Origin of the sequence: Empedobacter sp. GD03739, from assembly GCF_029843245.1 — a bacterium.
GTDB classification, from domain to species: domain Bacteria; phylum Bacteroidota; class Bacteroidia; order Flavobacteriales; family Weeksellaceae; genus Empedobacter; species Empedobacter falsenii_B.
The window spans coordinates 72,344-89,235 of record NZ_JAOCHX010000003.1 but is presented as its reverse complement, the minus strand read 5'-3'; the positions used below and the strand labels follow the sequence as shown (position 1 = coordinate 89,235).

Sequence of the window (16,892 nt, the reverse complement as noted above, 5' to 3'; positions counted from 1 at the left end):
ATGAGTTGAAATGACGAAGTTTTGAATTTAATAGACAATATTTCCTTTTACAATTAATGAACGAACTGGCGACATTCTCGAAACCGCTTCTGCAGAACAACTCGCATCAATCAAGATAATATTCGCCTCATCACCAATTTTTGGCCATTGTTGTACGCCTTTATCATTTAAAGGAATTGGTCCTGCTGTAGCTAATTTCAACATTCTTGATAATCCAAATTCAGAACTTTGTCCGTATAATTGTGCTGCAAGATTTGCTTTCTGTAAAACACTTCCTGTTCCAAATGTGTTCCAATAATCCACAATGCTATCGTTTCCTGTTAGTACGGTTACATTATGTTTTAATAAAGTTGGAATTGGCATAACTAAACTACCAAAAGGAATAGTAGATACAATTCCAATTTTCGCTGCGCCCAATTGTTCAGCAATGGCTTCTTGTTTTGATTTGTCTAAAGTTGCTAAAGCAAAAGAATGACTGACGAATGTTTTTCCTCTTAATTGAGGATTTTCGTTTACTTTTTTAATTAAATAATTAATTGTATCATGACCAGATTTCCCTGATTCGTGCAAGTGAATATCGATTCCTTTGTTATGATCTACCGCTAATTGAATTGTTGCATCCATTGTTTTTTCGATTGATCCGTCCACGTTTGTTGGATCTAAACCTCCAATAAAATCGATGTTCATTTTAGCAGCTTCTTTCATATACGGCATCGAATCAGTGTAGAATAAACCGTGCTGAGGAAAAGCAACCAATTCAGCTCCAAACGAATCTTTTTTGTTCGCCAAAGCAATTTCTAAATTCTTCAATGAATCTAATTTAGAAGTTGGTTCTATGTTCACATGACTACGCGCGAAACCAGTTCCGTACGATTGTAATAATTCAATCAATTTTTCGGCTTTGTATGTCGATTTTTTCAACATTTCTGGCAAAACTTTTTGCTCTAATTCAATCATACCTTTGATTCCTCCAGAACGACGAACTGCGCGCCATCTATCGGCGTACAAGGTTTTGTCTAAGTGAATGTGCATATCTTTGAAAGACGGTAACATCAACAAACCTTTCGCATCGATTGCTTTTGCATTCGGTTGATTTGGACTAATTTTTTTGATTTTTCCATTCGAAATTTCAATAGTAAAAAGATCTGTTTTTGTGCCAATGATTTCATCATGTTCATATTCAAAACCTGTTTCTAAACGAACGTTTTTCAAAGTGAAATTTCCTGATTTTGTCACATTCGTTTTATCTATTTCAAAATCTGGTGCTGCTTGTAAAAATCCTGGTAAGAAAGAAAATCCTGCTAATCCTAAAGCTGAATTTTTAAGAAAATCTTTACGAGATATGTTATTATTCATTGTGTTTAAATTTATTGTAGCTAAATTACAATGAATCAAAACAAATGGTTAGTATAATAACTTCTAAAACTTGTAAGATTTATATGTCATTAAGGGTTTCTAAATTCTGATGGAGTAAGATCGGTTTGCGCTTTAAAAAAGTTCGAAAAATAGGCGTGGTCAGTAAAACCTAACTCGAAAGCTATTTCTTTGATGGATAAATCTCCTGATTTTAAAAGTCGTTTTGCTTCGATAATAATTCGTTGTTGAATAAGTTGTGTAGCAGAAACTTTCAGATGTTTTTTGCATAAGATATTCAGGTAATTAGCCGAAATATGTAATTTCTCTGCATAAAAAACAACCGATTTTTCTTCCTTGTAAAATTCATCAATTAACATATTAAATTTCGCTAATCTTGGATTGGATTGATAAACTTTAAATTCTGTAAAAATTTGTTCTGCTTCTTTACTCACAATTGCCGCAATAACCGCTGCACGAGCGTTAATCAAATGAACCAATGAATTTTCAGATTTTAATTCTTCTTTTATGGCATTGAATTCATACATCAATTTAGAGAAAGCTTCGTCCGATAATTTTATAACTGGATGATTTTGATAATTAGTAAATGAAAAGCGGAAATAAGGCGCGAATTGTTCGAAAAATGAACGTTCAGTCATCAATTGATAACCAATTGTTCCGTCATTTATTTGCCATTTATGCATCTGTCCAGGAAACAAAATATGAATTTCTTTGTCATCGATTGGATAATCTTTCGAGTCGATATTGTGTGTTCCAGAAGCTTTGTCAAAAAGAATAATCACAAAAAAATCGTGCTTGTGTGGTTTATCTATATGTCGTTCGCCATGCAATTCATTAAACAACAATTCATCGCGACCAGCCAATTGTCCTTTTCGAAAACTTTGTATGCTGATAATAGGTACTGAATCTTGGTTTTCTGAATTTTGCATAAAATAAAAATGTGTTCAACAATCAAATGAATTGTTAGAAATATTACTTTTTTTGACTTGTGTAATTTATAAATAAAAATAGAATTAATTGATGAGGTTTGAAAGAATTTTTATTAGAAACTTAAAACTATTATATTTGCATTTGTATGGAAAATTTTGTTGTTTCAGCCAGAAAATATCGCCCGCTAAATTTTGAAGATGTAGTTGGACAAGCGTCTATTACAAATACTTTGGAGCAAGCGATAAAGTCAAATCAATTGCCACAAGCTCTTTTGTTTTGTGGACCAAGAGGTGTTGGGAAAACAACATGTGCTCGAATTTTAGCGCGTAAAATCAACGAAGAAAATGGAATAGAAGGCGATCAAGATTTTGCTTTCAATATTTTTGAGTTGGATGCAGCATCTAATAATTCGGTTGATGATATCAGAAATTTAATCGATCAAGTACGTATTGTTCCTCAAATAGGGAAATATCGTGTCTACATTATTGATGAGGTTCATATGTTGTCAACAGCGGCTTTCAATGCGTTTCTGAAAACCTTAGAAGAGCCACCAGCGCACGCTATTTTCATTTTGGCAACTACAGAAAAACATAAAATTATTCCTACTATTCTTTCTCGTTGTCAGATTTATGATTTCAAACGAATTGGAGTTGAAGACATCAAAGGGCATTTGAAAAATGTTGCTGAAAAAGAACAAGTAACTTTTGAAGATGATGCATTACATTTGATTGCTCAAAAAGCAGATGGTGCGTTACGCGATTCATTGTCAATCTTTGATAGAATGTCAACTTTTACCAATAAAAATTTGACCTATTCTTCAGTAGCAGAAAACTTGAATGTATTAGATTACGATTACTATTTCAAGATGACAGACGCGTGTTTGGAAAATGATATTCCGCAAGCGATGTTGCAATTGAATGATATTTTGAACAAAGGTTTTGATGCACATTTATTTATTTGTGGTTTGGGTGCTCATTTTCGTGATTTATTAATGGCGAAAACAGCTAATACAGTAAGTTTATTGGAAGTAGGAGAGCGTATAAAAGCAAAATATTTGGAGCATGCGCAAAAATGTTCAGCAACGTTTTTATTTGGAGCAATTGAAATTTGTAATGAGGCAGATTTAAACTACAAATCGAGTAAAAATCCACGTTTAACAGTTGAAATTGCATTGATGCAATTGGCTTCGTTAACGGCAGAAGAAAACGGGCTTAAAAAAAAAAGTATAGGATAGTTCCGCCAACGTTTTATTTTTCTGAACAACAAACTTCTAAAATTGAAGTTCCTCAAATTCAGCAAAATAATTCTATTCCTCAAAATGGACAAACTCCACAGCAGGTAAATACACAACACGTTAAAACTTCGGTTTCAGAAGAAGTCAAAGAATATACGCGTGCTTCAAAACCAATTAGAACAAATGGTAATTCGTCGTTTAGTCTTAAGATGGCTTTGCCTGGAGCAAAAGTTGAAGAACATCAGGAAGAGATTTTACGAAATGATTTGCCTCGAGAAAAGTTTACATTGGATCAAGTAAAAGAAGGTTGGAAAAGATTTTTGGATCGATTAAAAATTGAACATAATATTCCGTCATATAATGCTTTGATGACAACAGAGCTTGGTTTGGAAGGTGATGAAATTATTTTTGAATTTACTTCTCATTCATCAGAACAAGAATTTGAGGAATACCGAGATCGAATCAGAAATAGTTTGAGAGCATTCCTTAAGAATCACTATTTTAGCATTCAAATTAAGTTTTCTGAGAAGGAAGCAACGAATCATATCTTATCAAACAAAGAGAAATTTGAGAAATTATCAGATAAAAACCCGATTTTGTTAAAATTAAAAGAAGAATTTGGTTTAGATTTGTATGATTAATGAAAGTTTCTTATTAAACTTGCAATAAATTTTTATAAATAATGAAAAAAGTTCTTTTAGGGATTTTTGTTGTTGCGTCGTTAGTGTCTTGTAACAAAGGAAAATCTGTAGACAAATTAGAAAGCGAAGATCAAAAAGCTTCTTATGCTTTCGGAACTGGTCTTGGTGAGCAAATCAAAGGTCTTGGAGGACGTTTAGTTGAAACTGATAGTATCAACTACGATCAATTAGAAAAAGGGATCCGTGATTACTTAAAAGCAGGTAAAGAAGGTAGAGAATCTTACGCGATTGGTCAACAAGTTGGTCAGCAAATTGAGACGGTTATTAACCAACAACAATTAGATCAAATGGACAAGGATATTATTGTTCAAGGGATTATGGATGTTGTACGTCACAAAAAATTGTTGATTACACAAGAAGCGGGAATGGGAATTTTAGATACGTATGCAAAAAATCACCAACAAAACTTGGTTAAGAAAAATGCAGACGAGTCTAAAAAATTAGTAGACGAGAAGAAAAAAACTTCTGGTGCTAAAACAACTGCTTCTGGATTAGTTTATGTTGTAGAAAAAGAAGGAACAGGTGCTAAACCAAACATTAATAGTATTGTTAAAGTAAAATATACTGGTAAAATTTTAGCTACTGGTAAAACTTTTGACAGTACAGATAAAAACCCTGAAGCTAAAGGAGGTGTAGAATTTCCTTTGAACCAAGTTATTCCAGGATGGTCAGAAGGTTTACAATTAATGTCTAAAGGATCTAAATACAAATTCTATATTCCAGCTAACTTAGGTTACGGTGAAATGGGAGCTCCTGGAGGACAAATTGGACCAAACCAAGCATTAGAGTTCGAAGTAGAATTAGTAGACTTTAAAGAAGGTCAACCAGCGCCACAAGGTCAACCAGGTGCGCAAGGAGGACAAGGTTTATCTGAAGAGCAAATTAAAGAATTACAAAAACAATTCGAAGCTCAAGCACAACAAGGTAAATAATCATCGATTAGATATAACAAAAAAATCCACTCAATTGAGTGGATTTTTTTTATGGATTAATTTTTAAATTATTTCAAATATTTAAAAATTTGATTTGCTTCTACAGAACCTTTTTTGATTGTAACAAGATTTTTATCCTTGTCGAATAAATAAAATGTAGGAATAGAAGTTGGTTGAAAAATTGGACCAAATTCGTAATTAGAATCATATAATAATTCTACATTTTTATTGTTTACAAAATTAGATGCGTGCTCTTTTAGGAAAGGGATAGCGTCTTTTGCTTCGTATTCAGAAACCAAAATAATCTGAGTATTTTTTAAATGTTCTTCGTAATTATTGCTAAAATGATTCAAGGTTAATTGGCAGTGAATACACGTTGGCGAATATAAAACGATTAACGTTTGTTTTCCTTTTTTGATATCTTTTGAACTGAAAATTCCTTCGGATTGCATTTTTACAAAAGAAAATTCTGGAATAGATTTTAGCGTATTTTCTGTTTGTGCAAATGTAAAAATCGAACAAAAGAATATCAATAAAGCAGTAATTTTTGTTTTCATGTTTTTAAGAAAAATTTTGACGGAAGTTAGTCAATTCTATCCAAAATAAAAACGACAGTTTATAAAACTGTCGTTTTCCTATTAAATAAATGCTAAAAATATGTTTAACTCTGAGAAAATTAGAATTTGAAATTTACTTGTGCAGCCATATTAAATGGATCGATTTGGTTGATGTAACCTCCACGGAAGTAAGAATTGTATCCTAACTGATCTGTAATGTTATTAAAGAATAAACGGAAGTCAAATCTTTTCATAGAATATCCAACTTGCGCATTTAATGTATAATAATCTGGCAATAAGAAAGGTTTGCTTCCTCCGTAGAAATTACCATGAGCATCACGATCTAAACTTTGTTCGTTAGATGGTCTTGAACCTACGTAGTAAACACCAGCAGAAACAGTGAAACCATTCAAGAAATTATTTTCAATAAATTTATATTGAACCCAAGCATTTGCTGTATTGTAAGGCGCATTAGATGGTCTTGAATCTTCTACATATTGAGGAGAATCGTGGTAACCAGCATCTAAGTATGCATATCCTAACATAACTTGTAAGTTTGGTAATGGACGACCAGCAACTTCAAACTCAATACCTTTACGTCTCAAATTACCAGCTTTTTCGTATAAACCAGTTGCTGTTTGATTTTCGTATGTTTCGAATGTTAAGTTATCGTTGTTCATGTTGAAGTAAACTACGTTTGCACGTAAACGGTCGTTGAACCATTGTGTTTTAACACCAACTTCTACTTGATCTGTAACAGAAGGTCCAGCTTTGCTTCCATCAGTCATAATGTTTAAAGCAGAGCGTAAACTTGTGTTTGTTGCATAAGTAATGTAAGCATTTACATTTCTCCAAGGAGAAACAACTAAACCAACAACAGGATCTACAACACCATCGTGGTTATCGATTAAATAGCTATAACGTAAACCTCCAACAAATGTGATTAAATCTTTATAAGAGAAATGATGTTGTGTCATAAATCCGTAAGAATAACCTCTTGATAGATTTGTTTTGTCTTTGTTCCAAGCTAATTTAGCTTCTTGCTCAGGAGTTAAGTTGATCGAATGGTTAATATCTTTGAAAACATCAATTTGATCAATAGTTCCGATACCATCTGCAGTTCTTGTTTCTAAACGGTTGATTGTATAATCATATCCAGCTTGCCAATTCCATTTGAAATCACCAAATCTCATATCTTTACCAATCAAGTCAATTTGTAAAGTCGAGTTTCTATCATCTCTAAAAGAACGACCTAATCCACGATTACGAATGTTATATTCTGTACTTCCTTTTGGTAAAGCTAACGTTGCTCCTAATTGGTCACTGTTGTAGAAGTTACTAAAGTAAGCAACTCTAGCACTAATATTATTTGTTAACTGTCTTGTAATACGAGCAGCGTAAGAATAGTTTTTGATTTCGGTATTATCGATATCATATCCCATAAATTTATCACCGATATCGTATAAAGCTTCAGTAAAATTATCTCCTAAATTGATAGTTCCACGATCTGGCGTTTTATCTCCTTTGTAATAATCAAACTCAGCAACAAATTCAGTTTTATCATCAATTTTCCAAGCCATAGATGGATTTACATAGAAAGAATTACTGTTAATAACATCTCTATAACTATCTCCATTGTTATATGAACCTGTTAAACGGAAAGCTAAATTTTTATCTTCTGTAACTGTTCGTTGAATATCATATGTAGAACGGAAAGTATTCCAGCTTCCATATTGTGCAGAAATATGTCCTTGGTTAATATAACGTGGCGTTTTTGTTGTAACGTTAATTACACCACCAGCAGAACCTAATCCATTTCCAATTCCTTGTGTAACCGCAGCAGAACCACGAATAACTTGAATAGATTCTACACCAGCCATATCAATAACAGCAGATCCTGTACGGAAATCAGAGTCCATACGAACACCATTTTTTAAGACAGGAACTCCTCTATATCCACGAATAGACATCGATTCGCGAATACCCCCATAATTTCCAAATAACGTAACACCTGGTACATTACGAGTTGCATCCGTGATTGTTTGTGCACCTTGTTCTTCAATTAACTTTTCAGAAATAATTGAAATAGATTGAACTTGATCTTGAGGATTTGCAGGAAAACGTGTAATTGTTTCTAAACCTCTTTGATTCTTGTTACGATCTCCAAAAATTTCAACTTCTTGTAGATTGCTAATTGAATCTTTTTTTTCTTTCGTTGTTTCTTGTGCGAACGCAGTAGAAAAACTTAGTATAGTAAGTGTAGCTAGTAAAAGTTTATTCCTTTTCATATGTTATGTATATTTATTCTAAATAAAATTAATGCTGCAAATTTAATTAGACTTAGTATAAATAAAAAAAAGAAATCGACTGATAGATATCATCTATCAGTCGATTTTGTTAAATATTTTAAGAAAATGGATGTTTACTCGAAAAAAGAGAAGTGTACGTTTCCGTATTTTTTGTGCTGTACAAAGTTTGGATGCTCTTCAAAAGAAATGCTTGAAGGATGTTCTAAAACAAAATTTCCACCTTCTTCTAACCATTGATTATCGATAACCAAATTTGGGATTTTTTTGTAAGTTTCTACATCCAAATCGTAAGGAGGATCAGCAAAAATAATATCAAACTTTTTGATAGGTTGTTTGTCCAAATATTTAATGACATCACTTTTTACAGTCGAGATAACATCATCTAATTTTAATTGTTTCGCTGTTTCGTCCAAAAATTTTACACAACCGTAGAAATTATCAACCGAAGTTACTTTTTTTGCTCCACGCGAAGCAAACTCTAATGAAATACTTCCTATTCCAGAGAATAAATCTAAAACGGTAATTTCGTCGAAATACCATTCGTTGTTTAAGATATTAAATAAAGCTTCTTTCGCGAAGTCTGTTGTTGGGCGCACCGGCAAGTTAGTTGGTGCTGTGATTCTTTTTCCTTTTAATGTTCCTGAAATGATTCGCATTCGAATAATTTATATAATGTAAAATATTGCCCAAGTTGTTTGTCTGCTTCGTTAAACGAAATATGACGCACATATTTTTGTAAAGTTTCGTAAAAATCTGGCGAATTTAAGATATCACCAAAAGCATATAACGAAACGGTATTTGGACTAATATTTAATTGATTTAATGTATACAAAATGTAAAACAAAAAGTCTTCTTTCGTTTTTGTTTCAAATAGATTATAAAAAATAAATTCTCCATTGCTTAACACACAAACTTCTAATTTTTGATGCATTAAATTGATATAAATTTCATCGTTTTTAGAATTAATCATTCCATAATCTACCAAGAATTTGCCCGAATGATACAAACGTGCATTTTGCAAATTCGGTAACGAAAGCAAAATATCTTTTAGCGGATAATGAATATTGTAGATAATTGAAGCATCTACATTTTCCAAAGGACAATCGATTGCTAATTTTACAGGACTATAGTTAGAAAGTGATAACAATTCCTCGAAAGGTTTGTGCGCAAAGAGATTTGGAACAACATTTACAGTTGTCGACAAAAAACAAATATGCACATAATCATATTCTTGTAGCAAAGTCAAATTAGAACGCAATTCATGTTCAATCTCAATTTCCGTTTTGTTAAGATTTGTAAAATCTACCGAATAGTCATACACATCCGAGTACGAAGTCGTTTCCCCGTCGGTTGTTTTGGTAATATAACTAAGCATATCGTGAGATAGTAAAATCGCTAACGAACGTTGAGTTGTTTTTGACATAAATTTTTCTTTATCCTTGAATTTTTAACTCGCTGATTAAGATGTATATTAATCCTAATGAAATCAAAAATAACAAAATTTTGAAAGCAATCTTCATACAGAAAATTTATTTTAGCAAAGATACTATAATTATTTTGTTGATTAAAGAAGCATTTCAGCCGAATCTATTTTAAATTTACAGAAATTTGAAATTAAAAATAGTGAAAAAAATAGCCGTAATTCCAGCTCGTTATGCAGCAACACGTTTTCCAGGTAAATTAATGCAACAATTGGGCGATAAAACTGTGATAAGAATGACGTACGAAAATGTTGTTGCAACTGATTTGTTTGACGATGTTTTTGTGGTGACAGATTCTGATTTAATTTTTGATGAAATTGTTTCGCACAATGGAAAAGCAATTATGAGTATCAAAGATCACGAAACAGGAAGTGATAGAATTGCAGAAGCTATACAAGATATAGAATGTGATATTATCTTGAATGTGCAAGGCGATGAACCATTTGTGAATGAAAAAGCTTTGGCAGATATTTTATCCTCTTTTGATGGAGAATTAGGAAAAACTGTAGATGTGGCGACTTTAAAAGAATCCATTACAAAAGAAGAAGATATTAACAATCCTAATTTTGTAAAAGTGGTCACTGATATCAATGATTTTGCGCTTTATTTTTCTCGTTCAGCAATTCCATTTGCACGTGAAACTAATTTTACACCAAATTATTTTCGTCATTTAGGGATTTATGCATTTAGAAAAGAAGCTTTGTTGAAGTTTTCAACACTTGAAATGCGTCAAAATGAGCGTGCAGAAAAATTAGAACAATTACGTTATTTGGAATACGGAATGAAGATTAAAGTGATTGAAACCGAATCGATAGGAGTAGGAATTGATACACCAGAAGATTTAGAGCGTGCAAAAAAGTACTTATCCACTATTGTTAAAAAATAATCTTTAAACTTTTTATGATTTATATTTGCCCTAAAATCAGCTATACTTGACGTGGAAATGAAATAATTAAGTTAATTAATACTTAAAAAAATATTTCGGTATGAATGTTGTTGTAAAATGGAGTAAATAAGTAAAATAGTGATTATGAGTGATTCATGGAAAGAATACGAAGCAGAAGGATTAATTGAAAAAAGATCCTTTTTAGTTTCAAAAGATGGTCTTGTAAAAAAATTATACACAGGACAAGATAAATACAAAATCTTAGAAGGAGCGATTAACAATGGTTATCGTGCGATTTGGGTAACAAAAGCAGACGGAAAACGTACAGCTAAATATGTACATAAAATGGTTGCCGAAACTTTTTTACCAAATAAAGACAATAAAGAATATGTAGTGCATTTGGATCATAACAAATTAAACAACGCAATGGATAATTTGAAATGGGCAACATTGGACGAATGGAAAGAGCACAACAAGGATTTATTTAGAATGATGAAAGGACGTTCTCGTTTAGACAGTATTCCAAATAGCAAGTTGACAGAAGCACAAGTTATTCGTCTAAAAAAGAAATTAATTGATCCAAATAGAAAAACAAAAATTTCTACACTAGCAAAACAATTTAATATTTCTCAAGGTCAGGTTTACCGTATCTTAAGAGGTGAAAATTGGGCTCATATAGAAGTTAAAAAAGACTAAAAGACAATATTTCTTTATAGAACTTTAAATTAGTTTTTATATCTTGTTCGACAGATTGTTAAAAATTAAAAAAGTTCTTATGTCGAAATTGACGTTTAGTGCGCTTATGATTTCATTATTTTCTGTGACTACATTTGCACAAAATGCAGAGAAAATAATCGAAACTCATATTCAAAAAACAGGAGGTGAAGCAGCTTGGAATAATTTGAACAGTATTATCCTAAAAGGAGAAGCCATTATAAATGTTGGAGATTCTTACCCAATGATTGTTTATCATCAACGCCCTTACAACAAAAAAGTAGTGTTTGTGATGAATGGAAAAGAAATCTTGAACGAAGGATATGATGGTAGAATGGGATGGACATACAGTGAAGTTGCTAAGAAAAATGTAGCTGTAAAAGATTATAAACCAGACTCTTTTGATTCGGATATTTTGAAATATAAACAAAAAGGATTTAAAGTAAAATACTTAGGTGTAGATAAATACGATCAAAATAATAGCTGTTACAAAATAGAATTAACAAAAAATACAAATTCTACAATATATTGTTTTGATAAAAATTCGTACGAAATTGTAATGGAAAAAAATAAAGACGAAACACTTTATTACTCTAATTTCAAGACGTATAACGGATTATCTTTTGCCACAAAAGTGGTAGGAAAACCAGTTGATGGAGGAGAATATGTGATAAAATTTAATGACATAAAAATCAACCCAGCAATAGATAAGAAAAATTTTAAATTCTAAATATATAAAAAGTGGTTCATCAAGAATCACTTTTTTATTTCTGTTGATTTATACTGCTTAGGTAGTATAAGTTTTTTACTTTTGTACTCTGAATGAAGAAATTAAAATATGGCTTTAGACTCTATATTTGATCAAAATAAAAAATACGAGAAGAGCTTTTTTCTAAGATTATTAGAGAAAGCAAGAAAAGATTATCCAGATTCAATTTCTTTTATAGATGATCTAATTTCTAAACTTCAAAATAACCCTACATATCGATTAATTTTTCGCGAAGAACTTCAAAATACATTCGGGAAAATCAATTTCGTTAGCTATTTAGTAGATAGTGGAATTCATCTGGAAGATAATTTATTATCCATTTTTCGAAAGAAAATAATGGATTCTCTTTTACCAGATATCGAAGATAATAATGAATTAACTTCTGTGGTAAATGAGATTTTTTATAATTCGAAAAACTTATCAGCAATCCGAATTATTCCAAGAGATCGTTGGCGAAAATTTTTCGAAGTATTGTATCAAGATATCGAACCAGATAATTTTAAAGGAAACGTTAACAATATTCAGAATCAGCTTTTACAAGCAATTTCTATTTTGACGGTGCGTATTACAGGAGGATTTTCGGATAAAGAAATGATGCGTTACAGTAACGAGGTTAATTATCTTGACAATCCATTCTCTAAACTTTCGATGCAGATTAGTAACATTATCGAAAATCCGCAAGCTGGATTTGATATGTTAGAAATCAAAGAAAGTATTTCGAAATGTAAACATTTGTTAAATGATATTTTAACGCAAAAAGATTACAAAGGAATTTCATTGAAAGTTGCATCAAAAATCAATCGTTTGCAACAACAATTGGTTCGTTTACAAACAATTTTAAACAGTTATAATGAACTAAGATTACACGGAATAATTTCTTTCTATAGTCTTGCAACAAAGAAATGGGTTGAATTTTATGCCCCGAAAAACTTTATGAGTAATCAGTTAGGTTCTACGGTTTATTTAATCACTTTCTTAGTGACTTATCATAATGGTAAAACGGGAGAAAAATATATCACGCAAACAGCCAAAGAGTACAACAAAATGTTTTGGACAGCTTGTGGAGGTGGTTTTATCGTTTCATTTTTGTGTTTTATCAAAACCGGAATTGGAAATATACATGATACATCGCCACTGTTTAAAGCGTTTTTCTTTAGTATTAATTACGCTGTTGGTTTCTGTACGATTTATTTGACACATATGACACTTGCTACAAAACAGCCTTCTATGACAGCGGCTCGTTTAGCTCGTTCGCTTGTACCGACTTCAGGTTCTGAACTGAATGTGAAAGATTTTACAACTTTATTTGCGCAATTAGTAAGAAGCCAAATGATTGCTTTTTTAGGAAATGTTGTTGCTGGTTTTGTTGTTTCATTAGGAATTTTTTATTTACTGAACGAAATCTTAGGATTAGAAGTTTTAAAATATTCTAAAGCTTATCATTATTGGGAAGAAGTGGTGACAATGGATTGGCATATTTTTTACTTTGGAGCAATTGCTGGAGTCTTCTTATTCCTTTCAGGATTAATTTCGGGAATTACAATTAATAATCAACGTTTTCATAATATTCCAGAACGTATTTATAATCATCCAATTCTGAAGAAATCATTTTCAGAACGTAGAAGAAGAAGAATTTCGAATTGGTTTGAGAAAAATATGGGTGGAGTTGTAGGTAATGTTGCATTCGGTTTTATGATGGGATGTGCCTTTTTGATTGGCGATTTTACAGGTCAACCTTTCGATATTCGACACATTACTTTCGTTTCAGGAAACTTCGCGATTGGTATTGGAGGAATGGGTTATCATTTTGATATTGGACCAATGATTATTGGTTTTATTGCAATTTTTATGGTAGGTTGGAGCAACTTCTTAGTTAGTTTTATCTTATCATTATTAATGGCAATGAGATCTAATAATATTCCTTTTTATAAGATTTTTACAATGATTTCACATACATTAAAAGCATTTTTCCGAAATCCATTACCATTTTTTATTCCGCCTTTATGGACAAAAAACAAAGAAGAAGCTTAGTTAGAAATGGAAACGAACTTAGAAAAACAATTACGTTACGATAAAGCTTATCTTAAAATGGCTTTTGAATGGGCAAATCTATCCTATTGCGAACGCAAAAAAGTTGGTGCAATTATTGTTAAAAATCGAATGATTATTTCTGATGGTTACAATGGTACGCCAAGTGGTTTTGAGAATAAATGCGAGGATGAAGAGGGGAATACAAAATGGCATGTTTTGCACGCCGAAGCAAATGCAATTCTAAAATGTGCAACGTCTACACAATCTGCAGAAGGAGCGACATTGTATATTACACTTTCGCCTTGTACAGATTGTAGCAAACTTATTTTGCAAGCAGGTATAAAGCGCATCGTTTACATTCAACAATACAAAGACCTTTCTGGGTTAGAGTTTTTAGAAAAATCAGGAATTACAATTCGACAAATTACAGAAGAAGAATTATACAGTTAGCATTTCAATGAGAAGTTTTTTCAAGGTTATTAATATCGTATTAGTTGTGATGATTATTTTCTTAATCGGTTTTATGGTTGGGAAAAAATACGACTTTGCGTTCGATGAAAACAAGGATATTGTAGGTTTGCAATATTCGGATAACGAACAAAAAATTCGTCGATTAGTTTCTTTGATTGACAATGAATATGTGAACGATGTTAATTCGGATAGTTTAGTTGATGATGCGATTCATTATATGGTTGCCAAGCTAGATCCACATAGTACATATATCGATAAAGCTTCTGTACAAAAGGCAGAAGAGCAATTGAAAGGTGAATTTGTTGGAATTGGAATTCAATTTCGAACAATGAATGACACTATTGTTGTTGAACGTACGTTGCCTGGAACGAAAAATTATGGCAAACTAGAATTTGGTGATCAATTAGTTGCTGCAGATAATCAATCTTTGGTTGCAAAAGATAATAAAACAATAGAAGGTTTATTGAAAGGTAAGAAAGGATCGGAAGTTAAATTATCTGTTATTCGCGATCAAAAACCAATTTCTGTTACGCTAAATCGTACTATTGTTCCGATTCCTACGGTTACTGGAAAACACATGCTAACGAAAGATATTGGTTATCTTAAATTGACTCGTTTTTCAGAAAATTCTGCAAATGAAGTTCACGAAGGTCTACAAAATTTATTGGATCAAGGAATGAAAACTTTGGTGTTTGATTTACGTGGGAATCCTGGAGGAATCATGCATATTGCAGAAGAAATAGCCGATGAATTTTTGACGAAAAACGAATTGATTGTTTACACTCAAGACAAACAAAAACGTAAAAAATATATTTACGCCACAAATAAAGGTCTTTTCGAGCAAGGAAAAATTTACGTCTTAATGGACGAAAATTCTGCTTCTTCGAGTGAGATTGTTGCGGGAGCTTTGCAAGATTACGGACGTGGAATTATCGTTGGTCGTCGTTCGTTTGGTAAAGGTTTGGTGCAACGCGAAATTAATTTGGGCGATGATACTAAAGTTCGTTTAACAGTTGCAAATTATTACACACCTTCTGGACGATCTATTCAAAAACCTTTTGATAAAAAAACAGCAAAATACAGCGACGATTTATACAAACGATTAAAGTCGGGTGAATTATATAGCAAAGATTCAATTAAAATTAATAAAGATTTAGAGTTTACGGCGCCTTCAGGTAAAAAAGTCTACGGCGGTGGTGGAATTATTCCTGATGAGTTTGTTGCATTAGATACAAATTCGGTTTCGAATTGGTTGTATTATAATCAAGATACAAATTATTTTAATGATTTTTTATTCAAGAAAATTTATTCAATTCACGATTTTTTCATGTTTCATAACGAAGCAATTTATCTGAAATATTTCAGTGCTGGAATGTATAGAAATGAGTTTTTAGGTGTTTTAGGAATTCCTTCAAATGAGTTTAACCCTGTCTTTTCAACAACTGTTGATAACTACATGAAAGCCACAATTGCTGGAACTTTATATGGTTCGCGTGCATTTTATCAAGTTTGGATGCCCGAAGATGAAATGATAAAGCGTATTTTTGAACTTGAAAAAATAACGAAGTAAATGCTGTGGAAAGATGCTTTGTATGACTATCAAATGTATCTGAAATTAGAAAAAAGAGTTTCTGCCAATACAATTGAAGGTTATCTACGCGATATTCAAAAATTAATTAATTATTCTGATAAACAACCTTTAGATTATTCGCAAGATGATTTGAGGGATTTTGTACACGATTTTGCATCGAGCGAATATAGTGTGCGTTCGCAAGCGCGTGTGATTTCTGGCTTGAAAAGCTTTTTTGGCTACTTACAACTCGAAGATTTTAGAGAAGATAATCCGACTTCTTTGCTCGAAACTCCAAAAATAGGAATGAAACTTCCTGATGTGCTTTCTGAAAAAGAAATTGATAAAATGATTGAAGTAATTGATTTATCAAAACCAGAAGGACAGCGCAATCGTGCGATTATAGAAGTGCTTTATGGTTGTGGTTTGCGTGTTTCGGAATTGATAAATCTTAAAATTTCTGATCTTTTTTTTGATGATGGTTTTATTCGTGTTATTGGGAAAGGAAACAAACAAAGACTTGTTCCGATTAGCGATTATACGATAAAATATATTAACTTGTACAAAGAAAGTATTCGTATTCATCTTCCTATACAAGTTGGATTTGAAGATTTTTTGTTCTTAAATAGACGAGGTAAAAACCTTACACGAGTAATGATTTTTACAATCGTGAAAGAATTATCGATAATTGCTGGAGTTAAAAAAACAATTAGTCCGCATACATTTCGTCATTCTTTTGCGACTCATTTATTGAAAAATGGAGCAGATCTTCGTGCAATTCAGTTAATGTTGGGACACGAAAGTATTACGACGACTGAAATTTATACGCATGTTGATCAAGAATTTATTCGAGATGCGATTATCAAATTTCACCCGAGAAATAAATAGTTTAATCATCCTGAATCTGTTTCAGATTTTACATTAAAATAGAAA

General features: G+C 31.9%; 16 protein-coding genes. 10 read left to right on the top strand and 6 right to left on the bottom strand.

Going from position 1 to position 16,892, the window contains the following annotated elements; translation table 11 throughout:
* Positions 1-27 precede the first annotated feature (27 nt).
* Positions 28-1,356 carry an amidohydrolase gene (locus N5E64_RS02060; protein WP_280035462.1) on the bottom strand — a complete coding sequence of 443 codons (1,329 nt, stop codon included), beginning with the start codon at positions 1,354-1,356 and terminating at the stop codon, positions 28-30.
* 89 nt (positions 1,357-1,445) lie between these two features.
* Positions 1,446-2,303, bottom strand: a complete 858-nt coding sequence (locus N5E64_RS02055) for a helix-turn-helix transcriptional regulator (RefSeq protein ID WP_280035460.1) — start codon at positions 2,301-2,303, stop codon at positions 1,446-1,448.
* Between the two features lie 146 nt (positions 2,304-2,449).
* On the opposite strand from N5E64_RS02055, the gene dnaX reads away from it, so the two are divergent.
* The 3 genes from dnaX (at position 2,450) to N5E64_RS02040 (ending at position 5,171) form a co-directional block, all read left to right on the top strand.
* The gene (gene dnaX / locus N5E64_RS02050; protein ID WP_280035458.1) at positions 2,450-3,538 is read left to right on the top strand and encodes a DNA polymerase III subunit gamma/tau; all 1,089 of its coding nucleotides are present in this window, start codon (positions 2,450-2,452) and stop codon (positions 3,536-3,538) included.
* A gap of 209 nt (positions 3,539-3,747) precedes the next feature.
* Entirely contained in the window at positions 3,748-4,179 is a 432-nt protein-coding gene (locus N5E64_RS02045; RefSeq protein WP_115001825.1) for a hypothetical protein, read from the top strand.
* A gap of 41 nt (positions 4,180-4,220) precedes the next feature.
* Complete coding sequence (locus N5E64_RS02040) at positions 4,221-5,171, top strand: FKBP-type peptidyl-prolyl cis-trans isomerase (RefSeq protein ID WP_125349774.1); 951 nt, start codon at positions 4,221-4,223, stop codon at positions 5,169-5,171.
* 68 nt (positions 5,172-5,239) lie between these two features.
* On the opposite strand, the gene N5E64_RS02035 is transcribed toward N5E64_RS02040, so the two are convergent.
* The 4 genes from N5E64_RS02035 to N5E64_RS02020 form a co-directional block, all read right to left on the bottom strand.
* Complete coding sequence (locus N5E64_RS02035; RefSeq protein WP_125349773.1) at positions 5,240-5,728, bottom strand: thioredoxin fold domain-containing protein; 489 nt, start codon at positions 5,726-5,728, stop codon at positions 5,240-5,242.
* Positions 5,729-5,847: 119 nt separating this feature from the next.
* The gene (locus tag N5E64_RS02030; protein ID WP_125349772.1) at positions 5,848-8,016 is read right to left on the bottom strand and encodes a TonB-dependent siderophore receptor; all 2,169 of its coding nucleotides are present in this window, start codon (positions 8,014-8,016) and stop codon (positions 5,848-5,850) included.
* Positions 8,017-8,150: 134 nt separating this feature from the next.
* Complete coding sequence (locus tag N5E64_RS02025) at positions 8,151-8,693, bottom strand: RsmD family RNA methyltransferase (RefSeq protein WP_219034397.1); 543 nt, start codon at positions 8,691-8,693, stop codon at positions 8,151-8,153.
* The gene (locus N5E64_RS02020; protein ID WP_280035455.1) at positions 8,669-9,460 is read right to left on the bottom strand and encodes a DUF3822 family protein; all 792 of its coding nucleotides are present in this window, start codon (positions 9,458-9,460) and stop codon (positions 8,669-8,671) included. Before N5E64_RS02020 ends, N5E64_RS02025 begins: the two co-directional genes overlap by 25 nt.
* 200 nt (positions 9,461-9,660) lie before the next feature.
* On the opposite strand from N5E64_RS02020, the gene kdsB reads away from it, so the two are divergent.
* The 7 genes from kdsB (at position 9,661) to xerD (ending at position 16,847) form a co-directional block, all read left to right on the top strand.
* On the top strand, positions 9,661-10,404 hold the full coding sequence (gene kdsB, locus N5E64_RS02015; RefSeq protein WP_125349769.1) for a 3-deoxy-manno-octulosonate cytidylyltransferase: 744 nt from the start codon (positions 9,661-9,663) through the stop codon (positions 10,402-10,404).
* A 144-nt stretch (positions 10,405-10,548) separates the two neighbouring features.
* Entirely contained in the window at positions 10,549-11,100 is a 552-nt protein-coding gene (locus N5E64_RS02010; RefSeq protein ID WP_038332702.1) for an HNH endonuclease, read from the top strand.
* 79 nt (positions 11,101-11,179) lie between these two features.
* Positions 11,180-11,848, top strand: a complete 669-nt coding sequence (locus N5E64_RS02005; RefSeq protein WP_221627915.1) for an outer membrane lipoprotein-sorting protein — start codon at positions 11,180-11,182, stop codon at positions 11,846-11,848.
* A gap of 108 nt (positions 11,849-11,956) precedes the next feature.
* A complete protein-coding gene (locus N5E64_RS02000; RefSeq protein WP_280035452.1) occupies positions 11,957-13,918 on the top strand; it encodes a site-specific recombinase Gcr in 1,962 nt (653 codons plus the stop codon).
* A 6-nt stretch (positions 13,919-13,924) separates the two neighbouring features.
* The gene (locus N5E64_RS01995; RefSeq protein ID WP_125349767.1) at positions 13,925-14,368 is read left to right on the top strand and encodes a dCMP deaminase family protein; all 444 of its coding nucleotides are present in this window, start codon (positions 13,925-13,927) and stop codon (positions 14,366-14,368) included.
* A gap of 7 nt (positions 14,369-14,375) precedes the next feature.
* Positions 14,376-15,959: a S41 family peptidase gene (locus N5E64_RS01990; RefSeq protein WP_280035451.1), complete on the top strand. Its 1,584-nt coding sequence runs from the start codon at positions 14,376-14,378 to the stop codon at positions 15,957-15,959.
* The gene (xerD, locus tag N5E64_RS01985) at positions 15,960-16,847 is read left to right on the top strand and encodes a site-specific tyrosine recombinase XerD (protein ID WP_038332712.1); all 888 of its coding nucleotides are present in this window, start codon (positions 15,960-15,962) and stop codon (positions 16,845-16,847) included. It abuts the gene before it with no gap.
* The last annotated feature ends 45 nt before the right edge of the window (positions 16,848-16,892 follow it).